The organism is Pseudomonas sp. NPDC089392 (assembly GCF_044749595.1).
GTDB lineage: Bacteria > Pseudomonadota > Gammaproteobacteria > Pseudomonadales > Pseudomonadaceae > Aquipseudomonas.
Genome location: NZ_JBIVIF010000032.1, coordinates 15,570 through 34,394, shown reverse-complemented (window position 1 = coordinate 34,394; position 18,825 = coordinate 15,570). Strand labels below are relative to the sequence as shown.

At 65.0% G+C, this 18,825-nt stretch carries 15 protein-coding genes; 4 read left to right on the top strand and 11 right to left on the bottom strand.

Going from position 1 to position 18,825, the window contains the following annotated elements:
- Positions 1–104: 104 nt before the first annotated feature.
- The 3 genes from ACIP1G_RS23055 (at position 105) to ACIP1G_RS23045 (ending at position 2,179) form a co-directional block, all read left to right on the top strand.
- Entirely contained in the window at positions 105–395 is a 291-nt protein-coding gene (locus ACIP1G_RS23055; protein WP_400741067.1) for a DUF5629 family protein, read from the top strand.
- Positions 361–1,491, top strand: coding sequence for a lactonase family protein (locus ACIP1G_RS23050; RefSeq protein ID WP_400741065.1), 1,131 nt, complete (start codon positions 361–363; stop codon positions 1,489–1,491). Before ACIP1G_RS23055 ends, ACIP1G_RS23050 begins: the two co-directional genes overlap by 35 nt.
- Before the next feature lie 508 nt (positions 1,492–1,999).
- Positions 2,000–2,179 (top strand): hypothetical protein, encoded by a 180-nt coding sequence (locus ACIP1G_RS23045; RefSeq protein WP_400741063.1) that lies wholly within the window; start codon positions 2,000–2,002, stop codon positions 2,177–2,179.
- A 137-nt stretch (positions 2,180–2,316) separates the two neighbouring features.
- Here the strand turns inward: ACIP1G_RS23045 and ACIP1G_RS23040 are convergent, their stop codons facing one another.
- The 4 genes from ACIP1G_RS23040 to ACIP1G_RS23025 form a co-directional block, all read right to left on the bottom strand.
- Positions 2,317–2,910 (bottom strand): glutathione S-transferase, encoded by a 594-nt coding sequence (locus ACIP1G_RS23040; protein WP_400741061.1) that lies wholly within the window; start codon positions 2,908–2,910, stop codon positions 2,317–2,319.
- Positions 2,907–6,551, bottom strand: a complete 3,645-nt coding sequence (locus ACIP1G_RS23035; protein WP_400741059.1) for an AAA family ATPase — start codon at positions 6,549–6,551, stop codon at positions 2,907–2,909. Before ACIP1G_RS23035 ends, ACIP1G_RS23040 begins: the two co-directional genes overlap by 4 nt.
- Complete coding sequence (locus ACIP1G_RS23030; protein ID WP_400741057.1) at positions 6,548–7,786, bottom strand: exonuclease SbcCD subunit D C-terminal domain-containing protein; 1,239 nt, start codon at positions 7,784–7,786, stop codon at positions 6,548–6,550. The genes ACIP1G_RS23035 and ACIP1G_RS23030 overlap by 4 nt, the downstream gene beginning before the upstream one ends.
- Positions 7,787–8,477: 691 nt before the next feature.
- Entirely contained in the window at positions 8,478–8,744 is a 267-nt protein-coding gene (locus tag ACIP1G_RS23025) for a hypothetical protein (protein ID WP_400741056.1), read from the bottom strand.
- Between the two features lie 863 nt (positions 8,745–9,607).
- On the opposite strand from ACIP1G_RS23025, the gene ACIP1G_RS23020 reads away from it, so the two are divergent.
- Entirely contained in the window at positions 9,608–10,252 is a 645-nt protein-coding gene (locus ACIP1G_RS23020; RefSeq protein ID WP_400741054.1) for an RHS repeat-associated core domain-containing protein, read from the top strand.
- A gap of 168 nt (positions 10,253–10,420) precedes the next feature.
- Here the strand turns inward: ACIP1G_RS23020 and ACIP1G_RS23015 are convergent, their stop codons facing one another.
- The 7 genes from ACIP1G_RS23015 to ACIP1G_RS22985 all read right to left on the bottom strand — a co-directional run bounded on the left by ACIP1G_RS23015 (position 10,421) and on the right by ACIP1G_RS22985 (position 18,424).
- A complete protein-coding gene (locus tag ACIP1G_RS23015; protein ID WP_400741053.1) occupies positions 10,421–10,720 on the bottom strand; it encodes a hypothetical protein in 300 nt (99 codons plus the stop codon).
- Positions 10,721–11,609: 889 nt separating this feature from the next.
- On the bottom strand, positions 11,610–13,244 hold the full coding sequence (locus ACIP1G_RS23010) for a BatD family protein (RefSeq protein ID WP_400741052.1): 1,635 nt from the start codon (positions 13,242–13,244) through the stop codon (positions 11,610–11,612).
- The gene (locus ACIP1G_RS23005) at positions 13,241–14,959 is read right to left on the bottom strand and encodes a tetratricopeptide repeat protein (protein ID WP_400741050.1); all 1,719 of its coding nucleotides are present in this window, start codon (positions 14,957–14,959) and stop codon (positions 13,241–13,243) included. The genes ACIP1G_RS23010 and ACIP1G_RS23005 overlap by 4 nt, the downstream gene beginning before the upstream one ends.
- On the bottom strand, positions 14,956–16,032 hold the full coding sequence (locus ACIP1G_RS23000) for a vWA domain-containing protein (protein ID WP_400741049.1): 1,077 nt from the start codon (positions 16,030–16,032) through the stop codon (positions 14,956–14,958). The genes ACIP1G_RS23005 and ACIP1G_RS23000 overlap by 4 nt, the downstream gene beginning before the upstream one ends.
- On the bottom strand, positions 16,025–16,519 hold the full coding sequence (locus ACIP1G_RS22995) for a DUF4381 domain-containing protein (protein WP_400741047.1): 495 nt from the start codon (positions 16,517–16,519) through the stop codon (positions 16,025–16,027). The genes ACIP1G_RS23000 and ACIP1G_RS22995 overlap by 8 nt, the downstream gene beginning before the upstream one ends.
- Positions 16,516–17,460: a DUF58 domain-containing protein gene (locus tag ACIP1G_RS22990; protein ID WP_400741046.1), complete on the bottom strand. Its 945-nt coding sequence runs from the start codon at positions 17,458–17,460 to the stop codon at positions 16,516–16,518. The genes ACIP1G_RS22995 and ACIP1G_RS22990 overlap by 4 nt, the downstream gene beginning before the upstream one ends.
- A 4-nt stretch (positions 17,461–17,464) precedes the next feature.
- Positions 17,465–18,424, bottom strand: a complete 960-nt coding sequence (locus ACIP1G_RS22985) for an AAA family ATPase (protein WP_400741044.1) — start codon at positions 18,422–18,424, stop codon at positions 17,465–17,467.
- Positions 18,425–18,825 lie beyond the last annotated feature (401 nt).

Below are 18,825 nucleotides of genomic sequence, written 5' to 3'. Positions count from 1 at the left end.
CTACAAGGGATCGCGATTCACCTGTAGGAGCAGCCTTGTGCTGCGAATGGGCCGCAACGCGGCCCCAAGGCTATAATGCCAATTCATTTCTGATTGGTACCCCCATGTCCCCCCTCGCCACCGCCCTGCAGTCCTGCGACATGCTCCTGATCGACGGCCTGCACGCCTTCGACTTCACCGCCAACGAATCCGGCCTCACCGTCGAATGCATGGACGGCCGCCAACTGCGTCGCTGGTCATTCACCCCCGAGCAAATCAGCGCCGCCATTGCCAGCGGTGACGAGTGGCAACTCAACGATGCCAATGGCGAGCATCGGCTAGTCTGTATGAGTGCCTTTCGCGCCCCGGATGAAGACCACGATGAACCGGACCTGGACGAGCCTGCTGACCGCTAGCCTGATGAGCCTGACCCTGCATGCCCACGCCGCCACGTTGCTGGTGGGCAGCTACACCGATGGCGCCAGCCAGGGCATCTACCGCTACCAGTTCGACGACAAGGCCGGCCACATCGACCCCACACCGCAGCAAGTGGTGAAGAGCGTCAGCCCGTCGTGGCTGGTGCTGTCGGCCGACCAGCGCCTGCTGTTCGCGGTCAATGAAACCCCAGGCGGCCAGGCCAGCAGTTTCAGTGTCAGCGCCAAGGGCGAGATCAAGCCGCTCAACCAGGTGGCCACACAAGGTGACGAGCCGACCCACGCCAGCCTCAGCCGTGACCAGCGTTACCTGTTCGTGGCCAACTACGCGGTCAAGCCCGACCCCGGCGGCAGCCTGGTGGTGATCCCGGTGGCCAAGGACGGCAAGCTCAAGGCCGTGGTGCAACAGGCCCGGCACAAGGCGAGCGGGGTCAACCCCGAGCGCCAGGCCGGTGCCCACGTGCATTCGCTGGTGCTGTCGCCCAATGGCCAACACGTCTATGCCTGCGACCTGGGTGCCGACAAGGTGTTCATCTACCGTTACGACGGCGCCAGCCCGGACCGCCCGCTAAGCCCGGCAATCCCGGCCTCGGTGGAGTTGCCGCCAGGCAGTGGGCCGCGTCACCTGCTGTTCGACGCCAAGGGCCGGCACGCCTACCTGACGCTGGAAATGAGTGGTGAAGTGGTGATGTTCGATGTGCAGGACGATGCCCTGCTTGAGCGCCAGCGCTTGCCGCTGACCGAACAGCAGGGTGCGGCGGCCAAGGCGGCGGGGGGGCTGCACCTGTCAGCGGACGGGCGTTTCCTGTACGTGAGCAACCGCGGCACGGCCAATGAAATTGTGGTGTTCAGCGTGGGCAAGGACGATGGCCAGCTGACCTACCTGCAGCGCCGTTCGGTGGAGGGCGATCACCCGCGGGAATTCGCCCTCGACCCGAGTGACAACTTCCTGCTGGTGGCCAACCAGAAGAGCAACCAGATCGTGGTGATGCGCCGCGATCCGCGCAGCGGCAAGCTGCTGGAGACGGTGCAGACGTTGAAGCAGGATGCGCCCTCGGACCTGAAGTTCATCGAGTGATGGGTTGGAAAGGGTTCGGCGGTAGAGTTTTGGCGGCTGTGGAAGGTGTTCGCCACAACATTTTCTGCGCCTGTGAGATCGAGCGCCGCCCGCGCGGCGCTTCGCGGCTAAAGCCGCTCCTACGTTTGTTTTGGGCCAATCCATCCTGTGCCAAACGCGCGCGACCGCCTTGTTTGTACGACGCGATATCGAGGTGTGCGCCAAGGCGTTCGCGCGCAAATGCCACAGGCATAACTGGCCCGAAACAAACGTAGGAGCGGCTTTAGCCGCGAAGCGCCGCGCGGGCGGCGCTCGATCTCGCAGGCGCTGAATGTGTCGAGGCGAACGCTGCGGCGCTCGATCTCACAGGCGCTAAATCCTTCCCGCCGAACACCCCCGACCGCAACTATCGTTCCGCGTGATAATCCTTACCAGCGCAATGAATTTCTGCCAGCGGCTTCGGCGGCGTAAGTTTGACCCAAGGCCCAAACGGGCCAACGTCAAACCACCGCCGTCGAGGTCAGCCCAGATGAACTTCAATCTCTTCCCGGTCATTGCCGCATCCGCCATTTCCGCTTCGGTCGTACTGCCGGCGCATGCCCATGCCGACAGCCGCAGCAAGGCGTCCGCTACCCACAGTTATACCGAGCAGTACTTGCGCCAGAGTGCCCACTTTCATGCGGCCCTGAGTGGCAAGCACCACGCGTGAAGCTGACTCGGTCCCGTGTAGGAGCGGGTTTACCCGCGAATACGGTGGTGGCGGCAACGGTGAACGACCTGTCGAAATTGGCTGGCAGGCCCGGCCTATTCGCGGGTAAACCCGCTCCTACAAGGGATCGCGTAAAGCTATTTGGCCATGACTGACCTGAACAGCTCCGAAGCCAGCCACCCCTCCAGCCAGCTCCGCACCCGCGGATAAGCCGCCTCGGCGAACCACAGCGGTTCGACCCCGGCAAACTGGCGCATCAGGGGCAGCAACGCGGCATCGGCAATGCTCGGGTGGTCGGCCAGCAGGTAGGGCCGGCCCGCCAGCAGGCCTTCGAGCTCCGCCAGCCAGGCCTCGGCCTGCTGGCGGTAATGCTCGCGGGTATGTTGCGGGTAGCGCTCGGCATACTTGTACAGGTTTACCTGCGCCTTGAACGTGCTGTCGTTGCGCGCAATCAGTGCCTCAGCCTGCTGCGCCGCCGCAGGGTCGGCTTGTAGCTGCCAGTCCTGCGGGTCGTTTTGCGCCAGCGCCCAGCGCATGATGTCCAGGCTCTCTTCCAGCACCTCGGCACCGGTGTCCAGCACCGGCACCGTCCCTTTGGGCGACAAGGCCAGCAGCTCTGCCGGCTTGTTCTTCATCACCACCTCGCACACTTCCACCGCGCAGCCGGCATAGCGCAGGGCCAGGCGCGCGCGCATGGCCCATGGGCAGCGGCGGAACGAGTAGAGAATCACCCGCACACCTCCACGTCACTCAGGCCATTGCCCTGGCGGCGCACCTGGATCTGCACCGGGATGCGCTCGTGCATTTCCTGCACATGGGAAATCACCGCCACCTTGCGGCCTTGGGCCTGCAAGCCGTCGAGGGCGTCCATGGCCAGTTGCAGCGACTCAGGGTCGAGGCTGCCGAAGCCTTCGTCGATGAACAGCGATTCGATACGCAGGGTGCTGGAGGCCATCGATGCCAGGCCCAGCGCCAAGGCCAGCGACACCAGGAAGGTTTCGCCGCCCGACAGCGAGTGCACCGAGCGCAGTTCGTCACCCATCTCGGTGTCCAGTACCAGCAGGCCGAGTGCACTGCCGCCACGCTTGAGGCGGTAGCGGCGGGCCAGCTGGCGCAGCTGGGTGTTGGCGTGGTGCAGCAGCAGGTCGAGGTTATAGCCCTGGGCGATCTTGCGGAACACATCGCCCGAGGCCGAGCCGATCAGGGCATTCAGGCGGGCCCAGCGTTGCCATTGCTGGTGGGCCTGGTCGATTTCTGCCGCCAACGCCTGGTACGCCTGTTGGCGCCGCTGATCGTCGGCCTGCTGCGCGCGCAGTTCGGCGCACTGTTGTTCGTGGTTGGCCAGGCGCTCGCGCAGCTCGGTCAGGGCTTGTTCCAGGGCTTCGGCCGAAGTGTCCACGGTCATTTGTGCGGCGTGTTGTTGCAGGCGCTGTTCACGTTCCTGCAGCAATACCCGGCCTTGTTCGATGGCTTTCTCGGCACCTTGCAGACGCTGGCGCAGTTCATTGACCTGCGCGTCATCCATGCCCAGCAGGCGATCCAGCCCGGCGTCGTCCAGCTCCGGGTGTTCGCCGCGCCACTGGGCGATCTGGCTTTGCAACTGCTGGCACTCGGTTTCAAGCGACTGTTGCTGCTTGGCGTTGGCCTTGAGCTCGCTGGCCAGTTGTACGCCCTGGGTGCGCAGGTCTTGCAGGCGCTGGGCAGTGTCGGCATCAACGGCGCGGGCTAGCTCCAGCACGGCGTCCATATGCTGCTGCCAGGCTTCGGCGCTGGCGTGCTCGCCAAGCAGCTGGCCGAGCGAGGCCTGGGCCTGCTGGCGTTGCTCGTCGAGGGTGGCGAGCTTTTGCTGCAATTGCTGCTGGCTTTGCACGCGCGTCTGCTGCTGGTCGCGCAGCTTGTCCAGCTGGGTTTGCCGGGCTTGCTGTTCTTCCAGTTCGTCCTTGCGCTGTTCCATGTGTTGCTGGCGCTGGGCAATCTGCTGGTCGAGGGCGAGGAAGGCATTGGCCGGGTCGTCGCTCAGGGCCTTGACGGCTTCTGCAGGCAGCACGCTGGCCAGGTCGCTCAGGCCTTGCTGCAACTGCTGCTCGTCGCTGGCCAGGGCCTGATGCTGTTGCTCCAGGTGGCGCTGGGCTTGCTGTTGCGCCTCTTGGGCAGCCTGCAGTTGCTGGTTGAGGCGGGAGGCATCTTTTTGCAGGGCGAGCAGGGCGCCCTGGCGCTTCTCGTCCTGGCTGATTTCTTCGTCCAGGCGCCGTAGCTGGCTGTCGAGCCAGGTGCTACGGGCCTTGTCGTCCTGCGGGGCGAGCGCCGGCCACAGGCTGTGCGCCTGCACCTGGGCCACCAACGGTTGCAGCTGTTCGCCCAGTTGCTGCTGTTGCTGCTGGTAGTCCTTGAGCTGGGCGTTGACCACACCCAGCTGGGTACGCAGCTCCACCAGCTTGCTGTTGAGGGTTTCGACCTGCTTTTGTGCGGCGTCTTCCTCGGCCTGGTCATGGCGGCCCAGGCTTTGCAGCAGCGCTTCAGGCTGATGGAACGGGTGCTCGGCGCTGCCGCATACCGGGCAGGGTTCACCGTCGCGCAACTGGCCGCGCAACTCTTCGACGCTGGTGTTGCGGGCCAGGCGCTGGCGCTCCAGCAACTGGCGGGTGAGGTTGAGCGCCTGCTCGGCGGCCTCCAGCTCGGCCTTGGCCGCAGTGCCTTCGCCGATCAGTTGCTGGCGTTGCTGCATGGCCTGCTGTTGCCGCTCGCGCACGGCATCCAGCTGCTGGCGCAGCTCCAGCTCACGGCCATGCAGGCGCGCAAGCACTTCGACGGCGCGCTGCTGCTTGCGGTTGTCCTGCAGCATGCCGCCCAGCAGGTCGATCTGCTCGGCCAGGGCCTGGGGCTCGGCCTTGGCCTCGCGGAACAGCATGTCGTAGGCGTCGCGCTCGGCCTGCAAGTGCGCATTGGCCTGGCTGGCCTGGGCCTGCAGGCCGGGCAGTTCTTCACGGCCCTTGGCCAGGCGGCCGCCGATCAGCATCACCTGTTTCAGTTGCGGCAGGTAGGCGTGCCAGGCATTGGCCAGACCGGCCAGGTGCTGGCTGTCGGCGAGCGCGGTGTCGATTTGCGCCAGCTGCTGCAGGCTGCGCTGCTGGTTTTCCTCCAGTTGCTGCAGCTGCTGCTGGCTGTCGGCAACTTGCTGGTCGGCCTGCTGGCTGGCGCTGCGTTGCGCGGCCAGCTCCTGGTCCAGGCGGGCCAGGTTGTCCTGGGCGGCAAAAGCCTGGCGCAGGCGCGGGGTGTTTTCGCTGTGTTGGGCCTGGCTATCGGCCAGTGCCTGGCGTGCAGCGTTCAGTGCCTGTTCGAGCTCGCTGGTGCGCAGCTGCAGTTCGCTTTGCTGTTGCTGTTGTTCGGCAATTTTTGCTGCCACTGGCGCCAATTGCGCGGTCAGCGTCTGCTGGCGGTGGAACTGGTGGCGCTGCGGGGCCAGGCGCTCCAGGCGCACCAGGTCCAGGCGCGGCTCGGCCAGTTGCTGCCAGTCGTGTTCGGCGGCTTGCAGCGCGGTGCCGGCTTCGGCGTGTTGGGCCTGCAGCTGGCGCTGCTCATTCAGCCAGTTGCGTTGCTGTTCCAGCTGGCGCTCGCCAGCCTGGTCGGCCTTGAACTGCTGCTGCGCCTGTTCCAGGCGCTGGTCGAGCTCGGCGCGGGCTTCGGCGACCATTGGCAGCAGGTGGCTGGCACGGTCTTTCAGGGCGCTGTGCGCTTCGCCGGCTTCGCGGGCCTTGCTGAAGGCGCGCTGGCCCAGGCGGGTGTAGATGGCGGTGTTGGTGAGCTTTTCCAGCAGCTCGCTGCGCTCTTTGTCGTCGGCCTTGAGGAACGCGCCGAACTCGCTTTGGGCCAGCATCACCGCCCGGGTGAACTGCTCGAAGTTCAGGCCCAGGCGGGCTTCGACCAGTTGTTTGTATTCGTTCTTGCCGCTGCCCAGCACCTGCTCGCTGTCCAGGTCGTAGAAGCTTTGGCGGCTGTGCTGCAGCTTGCCGTTGGCCTTGTCGCGGGCGCGGTTGGCTTCCCAGCGGGCGCGGTAGCGGCGGCCGTCGATGCCGACGAAATCCACTTCGGCAAAACCGCTGCCAGTGCCCCGGCGCAGCAGGTTGCGCGGGTCGGAGGTGGGGATGTCGCCGTCGGCGTCCGGTACCTTGGCCTCACGGCCAATGTCGTTCAGCCGCGGCACGGTGCCGAACAGCGCCAGGCACAGGGCATCGAGCAGGGTGCTCTTGCCGGCACCGGTGGGCCCGGTGATGGCGAACAGGCCGGCGCTGGCCAGCGGTTCGGCGGTGAAATCGATGTCGACCGGGCCGGCCAGGGATGCCAGGTTCTTCAGGCGGATGGCGAGAATCTTCATGGCTGCTCCTCTTCCTGCTGCACGTCCTGCAACAGCAGGGCAAAGTCGGCCAGCGCCTGCTCGTCGACAGCGCTACCGTAGGCCTGCTCCCAGGCGCGGCTGAACAGGTCTTGCGGGGTCATCTGGGCCAGTTCGACAAAGGCCAGGTCATCGTCTTCGGCGTTGTTGCGGCCAGCGTATTCGGCACTGATGCGGATCAGCCGTACGGCCTTGCCCTCAATTGCGCTTTCGATCTGCTGGCGCAGGTCAGGCTGCGGCTCGTCGAGAATCACCCGCACTTCCAGCCAGGGCTGGCGGTTGGGGTCTTCGAGCAGGTCGATCACCGGCAGGTCGGCCAGTTGCTGCAGCAGTTCGCCTAAGGGGGCCGGGCCGACCCGTTGCAGGGCCACGGCGCGCGGTACCGGGCGCGCTTCGACACTGACCAGGGCGTTGCCGTCCAACTCAACTTCCAGCACCTGGTGCGGGTAGTTGATTTCGGCGAACGACAGCGGGATTGGCGAGCCGCTGTAGCGGATGCGCTCTTCGCGGTTGACCTTCTGCGGCTTGTGCAGGTGGCCCAGGGCGACGTAGCTGATGGATTTGTCGAACAGCTTGGCCGGCAGCGCCTCGGCGTTGCCGATGATCAGGCTGCGCTCGGAATCTTCCGACACCGCGCCACCGGCCATGTGCGCATGGCTGATGGCGATCAGCGCCTGGTCTTTCTTGCGCTTTTTTTGCGCGGCGGCGATCAGTTGCTGGTGCACCTGGGTGATGCCTTGCAGGTAGTCGTCGCCCAGTTGCGGGCCGGTCACCTCGGCCGGGCGCAGGAACGGCAGGGCCAGGCACCAGGCAGCGACCTTGCCACGGCCGTTGGTCAGCGGGATCAGCAGGCGCTCGGCATCCAGCTGGCCCTCGTCCAGCCAGTGCACCCGGCCCAGGGCATGGGTGCGCAGGCGGCGCATGAGCGCGGCGGGCAGCTCGATGCGCGAGCCGGAGTCGTGGTTGCCGGCGATCATCACGATGTCCAGCTTGGGCTGTTGCTCGTGGGCCTGGACGATGAAGTCGTAGAGGCGCTCCTGGGCTTTGACCGGCGGGTTGACCGTGTCGAAGATATCGCCGGCGATCAGCAGCGCATCCGGCTGGCGCAGGCGGAGTTGGCCGAGCAGCCAGTCAAGGAAGCAGGCGTGTTCGAAATCGCGTTCCTGGCCGTGCAGGCTTTGGCCCAGGTGCCAGTCGGAGGTATGAAACAGACGCATGGATGACCTGTTGGTGTCGAGTCGAGCAAGCGAGGGCTTGGCTTTGGGGGATGGGCGTTGCGCGAGGGCGGTATGGTAACCCAAGCATGGGGTTGGGGGGCAGGGCGGGGGATTGGGTGAGGGCTGCTGGTTGTTGTCGGTGGGTTTACAGCGTCTGCGGATGTTCGTCGGTGGATTTTCGGTGTTTGCGGGTGTTCGTCGGTGGATCTGCGGTGCCTGCGGGTGTTCATCGATAAATTTCCGGCGCCTGTGAGATCGAGCGCCGCCCGCGCGGCGCTTCGCGGCTAAAGCCGCTCCTACGTTTGTTTCGGGCCAATCCGTCCTGTGGCCTGATGCGCGCGACCGCCTTGCTTGTACGACGCGATATCGAGGCATGCGCCAAGGCGTTCGCGCGCAAATGCCACAGGCATAACTGGCCCGAAACAAACGTAGGAGCGGCTTTAGCCGCGAAGCGCCGCGCGGGCGGCGCTCGATCTCACAGGCGCCTGAAAAATATCGGCAAACATCTGCAGGCGCTGCAAATGTGCTGACGAACACCTGGCAGCCATGATGCGATCCCGCTTTTTGTAGGAGCGGCCTTGTGTCGCGAAAGGGGTGCGAAGCGCCCCCGGGATCTTTGTATCACTGCAAGAATGCCGGGGCCGCTTTGCGGCCCTATCGCGACGCAAGGCCGCTCCTACAAAGGCTGCAGTCAGCCCCGAGTGATATCCCCGGTCTGCCGGTGCAGCAGCAACTCGGCCAGGGCTTTGGTCATCTGCACGTGATGCACCGCGTTGACCAGCATGTTGATGCCGGGTACACCGGCGTTGGCGCAGATGTATTCGTCCAGTGAGTCTTCAATGCCGGCCATCAGCTGGAGGGTGTGGACCAGGGCGTCAACCGAGGGTGTGTCCTGGTTGATGGTATAGAAGGGGCGGGCTGTCAGGATTGCGGGTGGATCGGGGACGATCTTCTTCATGATTCAAACCCTTTGCTTGATCAGAGAATGCCACCACCACAACCTTCTCACGGGTTTAGGTGGCAGCCGTACGCGGGGTGAGAAACCGAGGAAGCAAAGGAAAACTCGGCCAGACCGAAGTCTGCCCGCGCACGGCCGCCATGAAAGCTGACCGAAATTTGCTTATCGTCGGGTTCTCACACCCGGTCACCGAAGCGACCCGGAAACGTTATCCGTGAGGTGTTTTTCCGACAACAGCGATAGTTCGGTAGTGAGCGTAGGATAATTCCTAAGCGGGTTGATCCTGAAGTATTTGGTTGCAGGTTCAGAAATGTCTTACAGGTGAAGGAGGTGTTGGTTGTGGGGGGCAGGGCAGGGGATTGGGTGAGGGCTGCCAGGGGGCGTCATCACATTTGCAGCGCCTGTGAGATCGAGCGCCGCCCGCGCGGCGCTCGATCTCGCAGGCGCCAAAAATTTATCGACGAACACCCGCATGCACCGAAAATACTTCGACGTACATCTGCAGGCGCCAAAAATGTGCTGCCGAACACCTGGCAGCCCTGACGCAATCTCGTGGCTGGCACCGGCTGCGCCGGTGTTCGCGGATGAACCCGCTCCCACAGGTATCTCGCCGCCCTTGAAAGCAGCGGTGTCCTTGTGGGGGTTCACCCGCGAAGAGGCCAGCCCAGGCAGCCCCGGCGATTTTGCGGTGAAGCGAAGATCCCGGGGCGCTTCGCACCCCTATCGCGACACAAGGCCGCTCCTACAAGGGACCGCGCGTGCCTGGTATTTTTGTCAGTTGCCTTGCCGTAGTTTGCGGCTGAAAAATTGTGCTTGAGCAAACTACAACGCTTTCATCCACGTGAAGCGAGGCGATGGCTATCTTGTCACAGATCTATACGGCATACGGGTACTCCACAAGGCCATCGAGAAGCACGCTACTCGGCTTCAATGGCGAGCGGCTGGCCGTTGAGTTGGCGAGCTACTTGTTGGGTAATGGGTACCGTGCGTTCAGCCCGGTTCTGATGCGCTTTCTGTCGGCGGACAGCTTCAGCCCTTTTGGTGAGGGTGGGTTGAACAGCTACGCCTATTGTTCCAATGATCCTGTTAATCGGCAGGATCCAAGTGGGCATGGGTTCGAGAGAAATGTTCTTTCACGGCGACCCGTGCGGATCAAGCCAATCTCCGTGAAGAAAGTTCAGCAGCAAACTACAGATCAGTTGGTTAAACGGTACAACACACTGGGTTCGCAAATGGTCGACAGTATGATTTCGAAGTCCAAGAGAACCCACAGCGCGCTGTACGAGCAACAAATGCTTTTGATCAGTGAGTTGGCATCCAGGCAGGATAAAAGGAGCCCCAAACCTCTGCTGAGTGGTCCACAAGGCAATGCATCCAATGCAACGCCAATGATCGACGCGCTTCTGAATCCGAATGATCCCTTCCCACCCAAGCCAGGGCCAACCGAGGCAGTCGCAGAGCAGCCCGCTCAGGCGGCTGCCCGGCTGCGTAGAGAAGAATGGTTTTAAGCAGGATCATCAAGGGTTTGCGGTTCATTGTGGGAGCGGTCTTGCCGGGGCGCCGGACCGGTAGCAAAGGGCCGCAAAGCGGCCTCGGCGATTTTGCGGTGATGCGAAGACCCTGGGGGCGCTTCGCACCCCTATCGCGACGCAAAGCCGCTCCTACAAAGGCTGCAGTCAGCCCCGAGTGATATCCCCGGTCTGCCGGTGCAGCAGCAACTCGGCCAGGGCTTTGGTCATCTGCAAGTAATGCACCGCGTTGACCAGCATGTTGATGCCGGGTACACCGGCGTTGGCGCAGATGTATTCGTCCAGTGAGTCTTCAATGCCGGCCATCAGCTGGAGGGTGTGGACCAGGGCGTCAACCGAGGGTGTGTCCTGGTTGATGGTGTAGAAGGGGGGGCGGTCAGTATTGCGGGCGGACCGGGTACGATCTTCTTCATGGCGTATTCCTCTGAAACAGAAGGGAACTGCCACCTGAATCTTTCTCACGGATTGAGGGTGGCAGCCGTACGCGGGGTGAGAAACCGAGGAGAAATACGCAAAGACCCGGCCAGGCCGAAACCTGCCCACGTACGGCCACCATAGAGGTGCTGCGTAAAATCTCTGCCGGGTTCTCACACCCGGTCACCGAAGCGACCCGGAAACGTTATCCGTGAGGTGTTTTTCCGACAACAGCGATAGTTCGGCAGCGGGCGTAGGATAATTCCTAAGCGGGTTGATCCTGAAGTATTTGGTTGCAGGTTCAGAAATGTCTTACAGGTGAAGGAAGTGTTGGTTGCGGGGGGGAGCAGGGCGGGGGATTGGGTAAGGGCTGCCAGGGGGGCGTCATCACATTTGCAGCGCCTGTGAGATCGAGCGCCGCAAGTGTTCACCGCAATATTTTCAGCGCCAGTGAGATCGAGCGCCGCCCGCGCGGCGCTTCGCGGCTAAAGCCGCTCCTACGTTTGTTTCGGGCCAATCCGTCCTGTGCCTGGTGCGCGCGACCGCCTTGCTTGTACGACGCGATATCGAGGCATGCGCCAAGGCGTTCGCGCGCAAATGCCACAGGCATAACTGGCCCGAAACAAACGTAGGAGCGGCTTTAGCCGCGAAGCGCCGCGCGGGCGGCGCTCGATCTCACAGGCGCCGGAAATTTATCGACGAACACCTGCATGCACCGAAAATACATCGACGAACATCTGCAGGCGCTGAAAATGTGCTGCCAGAACACCTGTCAGCCATAACGCAATCTCGTGGCTGGCACCGGCTGCGCCGGTGTTCGCGGGTGAACCCGCTCCCACAGGTATTTCACAGCCATTAAACGCAGTGATATCCCTGTGGGAGCGGGTTTACCCGCGAAGAGGCCAGCCCAGGCAGCACATCATCACTTGGGATAAAGCGGCGGCAAACTGCCGTTCTCGCCAGCCGGCACCAACACCTGCTCAGCCGGCGGTATCGTGCCAATCGCCCGCCACAAATCCTCACCCTGCCAATACTGCCCACTCTCGCTGTACAACGCCCCGTTCAACCCATCCAGCGCATCCGACAACGGCACGAAGCGCGCCGCCATCTCGGCCAGGGTTTCCGGCTGCTGCCGGGCCCAGGCATCCAGTGCCTGCCGGGTGGCCTGGGGGTCATTGGCCTGGCACGCACGCTTGAGGTCGTCCAGCAGGGTTCGCGGGCTCGGCCCGGCCTGCGCAGCGCGCAGCACCGCCGGTTGCGAGCGGGCGCGCCACCACAGGGTGAAGCCCAGCAGGGTGGTGAGGGCCAATACCAGAGTCGCCAGCTGCCAGGGCCAGAGCAAGGTACTGGCACTGCTGTTGTCGGCCACCGGGGTGTCGGCGCTCAGCGCCGGATTGTCCTGCACATTCAGCGTGCGCGCCGGCAGGCTGCTGTGCTCCAAGTGGTCTTCTCGGGTGTTCCACCAGGCCACTTCCAGTGCCGGCAGGGCCAGCGTGCCGCTGTGGGTTGGCACCAGCGCTTCGCGCTCTTCGCGGTTGGCGGTCATGCCGCGGTCGCTGATTTCATTGCGCAGCAGCGGCTGGTCGGGGTAGCGGCGCAGGCCGATGATTTCGGTGGCCGGCAGTGGCGGCAGTTGGGTGCTGGACAAGCCTTCGGCGCGCAGGGTGATGTTGCGCGTCAGCGAGTCGCCAATCTGCACCTGCTGGCTACCGGGGTCGGGGTTCCAGTGCTCTTCCAGGGTCAGGTTGCGGGCTGGCAGCCACGGCACGCCAGCAGGCCAGGCTGCCGGAATAGGGCGCACGGTCAGTTGCAGTGGTAGCGAGCTGACCTGCACCTGGCGGCCGGCGCGGGCCGTGCCATTGGCTTGCGGGGCTTCGTCGCTGCTGGCAGCGGCGGTAGCGGTGAAGGTTAGCGGCGGAATGTCGAGGCTGCCGCTTTGCTGGGCATACACGGCATAGCGGGTTTCGATCACGCCGTGGCGTACACCGTTGATTTCCTTTTCATAGGTGCGCGACTCACCCAGCGGCTCGACCTTGGCGTTCTCCAGTTGCAGCGGGCTGAGGCTGCTGTCGTCGTACAGTGCCACCGAGTGGTAGATGCGCAGGGTCAGCACGGCCTGGGCCTGGACGTAGACGTCGGTACTGTCCAGGGTTGCCTCGACGAACACCTGCGAGGCGCTGTCCTGGCGGCTGGTATCGGCCTGCAGCACTTGCAACTCGATGGCCTGGCTGTGCGACTGGCCCAGCTGCAGCTCGGGAATGCGCAGGCTGCCGCTGCGCCGCGGTAGCAGGGTGATGATCCAGCGGGTGCTGGCGCGGGTTTCGCCGTCGAGGGTGTGCAGGCTGTTCAACTGGCGTGTGCCGCGCACTTCAAAGTCGCCTTCCAGGGCGCGCAGGTCGGGCTTGCCGAACTGGGTGACGTCCTGGCTTTCCAGGGTCAGCTCCAGGCTTTCGCCAGCTTCCAGGCGGGTACGGTCAACGCTGGCCCGCAGCAGCGGATCGGCCTGGGCCAGCACGGCCCACAGCAGGGTAAGGAGAAAGACGCCGAAGCGACTCATCGTGGGGTTTCCTGATGCAATTGCTGTTCATACCAGAATTTGCGCCGCAGCAGTTCCGCCGGGTTGTCGGGGATCTCCCGCAGCCATTGTTCCAGGGCCTGGCGCTGTTCGGCATCGAGGCTGGTCGACACCGGGCGCTGCGGCGGCTGGATGACGCTGTCATCGGCGCCCGCCTGGTTGCCGGGCGCGGCCTGGTTGTTGTTGCTGCCTTCACCGGGTTGTTCGGCGCTGGCTTGCTCTTCGCTGCCGGGCGTGCCCTGAGTCGGGCTGCTGGCCGAGCTGCTATTGCCTTCGGTTTCGCTGCCGGGCGTGTCTTGGGCATCGCTGCTGGCCGGTTGTTCCTCGGCCTTGGCCTCGCGCTGTTGCAGCATTTGTTGCACCAGCGCCTGGTTGTCCAGCGCAGGTTGCAGGTCGGGCTGGCGCTCCAGGGCCTGCTCGTAGGCGTCCAGGGCGGCCTCCAATTCGCCGCTGCGGGCCAGGGCATTGCCTCGATTGTAGTGGGCTGCCGCGCTGTCGCCTTGGGAAAAGGCCTCGGCGGCACCGGCATAGTCACCGGCCTGGTACAGGGCCATACCGCGCCATTGTGGGTCCTGGAAGTGGCGCGCAGCACTGGCTGGGCGGTTTTTTTCCAGCAGGCGTTGGCCTTGCTGGTCGGGGCGCAGCCACAGGTCGTTGAACTCGAAGGCCTGGCTGGGCTGCGGCAGGGCCAGCAGCAGCGGCAGGCAGAACAGCCAGCCGCGGCGGCCGGCGCAGGCGGCCAGCAGCAATAGCGGGATCAGCAGCCAGTAACCCTGGTCGGCCCAGCTGTCCAGTTGCAGGGTCTGGCCGTCACTGCGCCCGAGGCGGGGGTTGTCGAACAGGCCCAGGCCACGCAGGTCGAGGTCGTCGATGCGGGCATGGCGGTAGCGCCCGCCGGTGTCGCTGATAAAGCCCTTGAGGCTGGCACTGTCCAGCCGTGGCAGGAGGATGCCGCCCTTGTCGTCCTTGAGGTATTCGCCACTGGCCTGGCGCACCGGCGCGCCTTCGCGGCTGCCGATGCCCAGCATCAGCAGGCTTGGGCCTTGGCGGCCGAGCGCCTGGGTGATGCCTTGGCGCTCGGGGGCGCTGAGCGACGAGCCGATCAGCAGCAGGCGGCCCTGGCCGAGGCCGCTCTGGGCCAGCAATGCCAGGCCTTTTTGTACGGCCAGATCAGCGCGTTGGCCGGGTTTGGGCATGATCGACGGGTCGATTGCTTCCAGCAGGTTGCGGGTGGTGCTCAGGTCATCGGACAGCGGCACCAGGGTGTGCGCGGAGCCTGCGTAGACCACCAGTGCGGTCTGGCTGTCACGGCGGTGTTCGAGCAGGTCGAGGATCTTGCGCCGCGCCTGTTCCAGGCGGTTGGGTGGGCTGTCCTCGGCAAGCATCTGCGGGGTCAGTTCAAGCAGGATCACCAGTGGGTCGGCCGGGCGCTGGCGGTTTTCTTCCACGCGCTGCCAGCTGGGCCCGAGCAGGGCCAGGATAATCAGCGCCCAGGCCAGGCCCAGCGCCACCCACGGCAGCTTGCTGCTGCTGCCGCTGCCACCACCCAGCAACACGCCATGGAAGGCCGGCGGCAGAATCATCTGCCAGCGCCCGGCGCGCTTGCGCCGGTGCCACAGCTTGTACAGCAGCCAGCCGAGCAAGGGCACGGCCAGCAGCCAGAGCGGGCGCAACCATTGTGGCCACAGGTCGATCATCGCCGCCTCCTCAGGCGCAGGCGCTTCAGGCGCTGGCGCCATTCCGGGTGCGGCTGCAGGAAGCGCGGCTTGCGCAGCAGGCGTTGCAGCAGGTTGTCGGGCCATTGCACGGCCACCACCGCCAGCACACTGAGCAGCAGCGCCAGGGCCAGGGGCCAGGCGTACAGGGCTTTGGCCGTACGTGCCTGGGTCGGTTGCTGGGCTACCGGTTCCAGCTGGTCGAGGGTGTCGCCGATGGCGACCAGTTCGGCGCCGTCATGGGCGCGGAAGTAGGCACCGTGGGTGATGTCGGCAATTTCCTTGAGCGAGGCTTCGTCCAGGTCCAGGCTCGGGTTGAGGCCGAGCAGGCCGGGGGTGCCACTGGCGTCGGGGTTGGCGCCGATGCCGATGGTATAGATACGCACGCCTTCCTGCGCGGCCAGGCGGGCGGCGGTCAGCGGGTGGATCTGCCCGCCATTGTTGGCGCCGTCGGTGATCAGCACCAGCACCCGGCTTTGTGCCGGGCGCTGGCGCAGGCGCTTGACCGCCAGGCCAATGGCGTCGCCGATGGCGGTGTTTTTGCCGGCGATGCCGATTTGCGCTTCCATGAGGAAAGTGCGCACGGTGCGCCGGTCGAAGGTGAGCGGCGCCTGCAGGTAGGCCTGGCTGCCGAACAGGATCAGGCCCACGCGGTCGCCTTCGCGGTCCTGCAGGAAGTCGCCAAGCAGTGCCTTGACCAGGTCGAGGCGGCTGATGTCTTCGTTGTGCCATTGCATGTCGGGGAAGTCCATCGACCCGGACACGTCCACCGCCACCAGCAGGTCACGGCCGCTGGCGGCCACCGGGACCGGCTCGCCCAGCCATTGCGGGCGGGCGGCGGCGCACAGCAGCAACAGCCAGATGGCGACGAACGGCGCCTGCTGGCGCCAGGTGGGCAGGTTGAGCCGCGCGCGGCGCCCGGCCAGGCCTTCCAGTTCGTTGAGGAAGCCTACCTTGAGCACCGGCTCGCCGCTGTCGGCGGCCGGCAGCAGCAGCCGCGCCAGCCACGGCAGCGGCAACAGGGCGAAGATCCACGGCCAGGCCAGTTCAAACATGCTTGCGGATCCAGGTTTCGACGGCTTGGCTGAGCCCGATGATGGCTTTGTCTTCCAGCTTGCACTCGGGTTTGTAGGCGCCTTCGACCAGCACCATCCAGCGGGTCAGGCCGGCGGCGGGGCAGCGGTTGTCGAGAAACGCCAGCCATTGGCGGCCGTTGAGGGTGTGGCTGTTGGCGCCGGGGTAGTGGCTGCGGCACAGGCGCTTGAGCAGGGCGTTGATCTGTTGCAGCCAGGCACCGGCCGGGGCGCCGTCATACGGGCGTGGCAGGCGGGCCAGCTCGGCCAGGGCCTCCGCACGCACGGGGTCCAGTGGTTGCTCGGCGCGCACGATGCGGCGTTTGCCCGGGCGCCAGCGGCGTAGCCGCCACAGGCCCCAGCCCAGCAGTGGCAACATGGCCAGCAGCACCCACCAGCCCGGTGCCGGCGGCCACAGGCCGATTGGCGCCGGGGCGATCAGCGGGTGCAGTTGGTCGAGCGGGTTCATGACGCGCTCCGTGGCCGCTGGGCGTTCAGGTATTCGCGCAGTTGCTCGATCATTTCACTCTGGGTGCTCAGTGGCATCAGTACCACGCGCAGTTTTTGCTCCATCAGTTCCCAGCGTTCGATGCGTGCTTCGGCCTGCTGGCGGTAGGCCTGGCGCAGGTTGGCGTCGAGGGTGTCGAGCTCCAGTTGGGCGCTGCGCTGGGCGAAGCGCAGCAGGCCGGCGGCAGGCAGGGCGTGGTCGAGCGGGTCGGACACCGGCAGCAGCAGCAAGTCGCAATGGCGCGAGAGCATGGCCAGGTGCTGTTCAACCTGTGCGTTCAGCGAGCGTTCGTCGCAGATCACGATGGCCAGGCTGCCGGGGCGCAGTACTTCGCGGGCCCGGCGCAGGGCCATGCCGAGGCTGTCGGCCTGCGGTACGGCCTCGGTATGCAGGCCCTGGTTGACCTTGGCCAGGCGGTTGAGCAGTTGCAGCAGGCTTTGCTTGCTGCGCCGGGGTTTGATTTCGTAGTGTTCGTTGTCGCCGAACACCAGCCCGCCGATGCGGTCGTTGTGACCCAGCGCAGCCCAGCCGAACAGTGCCGCGGCCTGGGCCGCCAGCACCGACTTGAACATCAGCCCCGAGCCGAAGAACAGCCGCTGGCTTTGCTCGACGAGGATGAAGATCGGCCGTTCGCGCTCTTCGTGGAACAACTTGGTGTGCGGCTCCTGGGTGCGCGCGGTAACCCGCCAGTCGATGTTGCGCACATCGTCACCGGCCTGGTAAACGCGTACCTGGTCGAAGTCCACGCCGCGCCCGCGCAGCTTGGAGTGGTGCAGGCCCACCAGCGGGCTGCGCTGGCCGGGCTTGGAAAACAGCTGGATTTCGCGCACGCGGTGGCGCATGTCGATCAGCTCGGCAAGGCCGATGCGGATACCGGGTTCGGCCAGCGGCGCGGTGGGCATGCGCTCAGGCAACGGCGACGACGTCGAGGATGCGCTGGACCACGCGGTCCTGGTCGATCCCCGCCGCCTCGGCTTCGAACGAGAGGATGATGCGGTGGCGCAGCACGTCGAACAGCACTGCCTGGATGTCTTCGGGGCTGACGAAGTCACGCCCGGCCAGCCAGGCGTGGGCGCGCGCGCAGCGGTCCAGCGAAATGGAACCGCGCGGGCTGGCGCCGTAGGCGATCCAGTCGGCCAGCTCGGCATCGAACTTGGCCGGGGTTCGGGTGGCCATTACCAACTGCACCAGGTATTCCTCTACCGCGTCGGCCATGTACAGGCCGAGGATTTCCTTGCGTGCGGCAAAGATGGCCTGCTGGCTGACCCGGCGCTCGGGCTTGGTCTCGCCGCCCAGGGCTTCGCCACGCGCCTGTGCCAGGATGCGCCGCTCCACGGCTGCGTCGGGGAAGCCGATTTTCACGTGCATAAGGAAGCGGTCGAGCTGGGCTTCGGGCAACGGGTAGGTGCCTTCCTGCTCGATCGGGTTCTGCGTGGCCATGACCAGGAACAGCGGCGACAGGTCGTAGGTGCTGCGGCCCACGCTGACCTGGCGCTCGGCCATGGCTTCGAGCAGGGCCGATTGGACCTTGGCCGGGGCGCGGTTGATTTCGTCGGCCAATACCAGGTTATGGAAGATCGGCCCCTGCTGGAACACGAAGCTGCCGGTTTCGGGGCGGTAGATTTCGGTGCCGGTGATGTCGGCAGGGAGCAGGTCGGGGGTGAACTGAATACGATGGAACTGCGCTTCGATGCCTTCGGCGAGTTCTTTGATGGCCTTGGTCTTGGCCAGGCCCGGTGCACCTTCGACCAGCATGTGGCCGTCGGCCAGCAGCACGATCAACAGCCGTTCGACCAGTTTTTCCTGGCCTAGGATCTGGGTAGAAAGAAAGGTGCGCAGCGCGATCAGCGCTTCACGGTGTTCCATCGGCGACGGTTCCTGGTATGGGGCCGTAGGCGGGCTGAACGCAGCTGCCCTGGCAAGGGGTGATACTTTAATCCATCCGGGGGGGTGGCGACTAATGGCGGCCGGTAAATTTATGGTTCTGCACGCAAAGCTGGGGAAGCGTGGCTGCGATTGGTTTGTCGGGGAGGTGGGGTGAGGGCTTGCAGGTGCATGGCTGGGGATTTGTGTGCACACACACATCGGAAGTTCGGCACAGGCCGTTGTAGGAGCGGGTTTACCCGCGAAGAGGCCGGGCCTGCTGGCCAATATCCCTAGCCGTTCACCGTTGCAGCCGCCACCGCATTCGCGGGTAAACCCGCTCCTACATTGATCGGGGTTGCATATACATCGGTGGTTCGGTACAGGCCGTTGTAGGAGCGGGT

What these genes read in the sequence shown, in the direction of transcription:
- ACIP1G_RS23000 (WP_400741049.1), bottom strand. Translation starts at nt 16,032, where the DNA reads ATGTTTGAACTGGCCTGGCCGTGGATCTTCGCCCTGTTGCCGCTGCCG.
- ACIP1G_RS23025 (WP_400741056.1), bottom strand. Translation starts at nt 8,744, where the DNA reads ATGAAGAAGATCGTCCCCGATCCACCCGCAATCCTGACAGCCCGCCCC.
- ACIP1G_RS22990 (WP_400741046.1), bottom strand. Translation starts at nt 17,460, where the DNA reads ATGCCCACCGCGCCGCTGGCCGAACCCGGTATCCGCATCGGCCTTGCC.
- ACIP1G_RS23030 (WP_400741057.1), bottom strand. Translation starts at nt 7,786, where the DNA reads ATGCGTCTGTTTCATACCTCCGACTGGCACCTGGGCCAAAGCCTGCAC.
- ACIP1G_RS22985 (WP_400741044.1), bottom strand. Translation starts at nt 18,424, where the DNA reads ATGGAACACCGTGAAGCGCTGATCGCGCTGCGCACCTTTCTTTCTACC.
- ACIP1G_RS23010 (WP_400741052.1), bottom strand. Translation starts at nt 13,244, where the DNA reads ATGAGTCGCTTCGGCGTCTTTCTCCTTACCCTGCTGTGGGCCGTGCTG.
- ACIP1G_RS23005 (WP_400741050.1), bottom strand. Translation starts at nt 14,959, where the DNA reads ATGATCGACCTGTGGCCACAATGGTTGCGCCCGCTCTGGCTGCTGGCC.
- ACIP1G_RS23035 (WP_400741059.1), bottom strand. Translation starts at nt 6,551, where the DNA reads ATGAAGATTCTCGCCATCCGCCTGAAGAACCTGGCATCCCTGGCCGGC.
- ACIP1G_RS23050 (WP_400741065.1), top strand. Translation starts at nt 361, where the DNA reads ATGAACCGGACCTGGACGAGCCTGCTGACCGCTAGCCTGATGAGCCTG.
- ACIP1G_RS23045 (WP_400741063.1), top strand. Translation starts at nt 2,000, where the DNA reads ATGAACTTCAATCTCTTCCCGGTCATTGCCGCATCCGCCATTTCCGCT.
- ACIP1G_RS22995 (WP_400741047.1), bottom strand. Translation starts at nt 16,519, where the DNA reads ATGAACCCGCTCGACCAACTGCACCCGCTGATCGCCCCGGCGCCAATC.
- ACIP1G_RS23055 (WP_400741067.1), top strand. Translation starts at nt 105, where the DNA reads ATGTCCCCCCTCGCCACCGCCCTGCAGTCCTGCGACATGCTCCTGATC.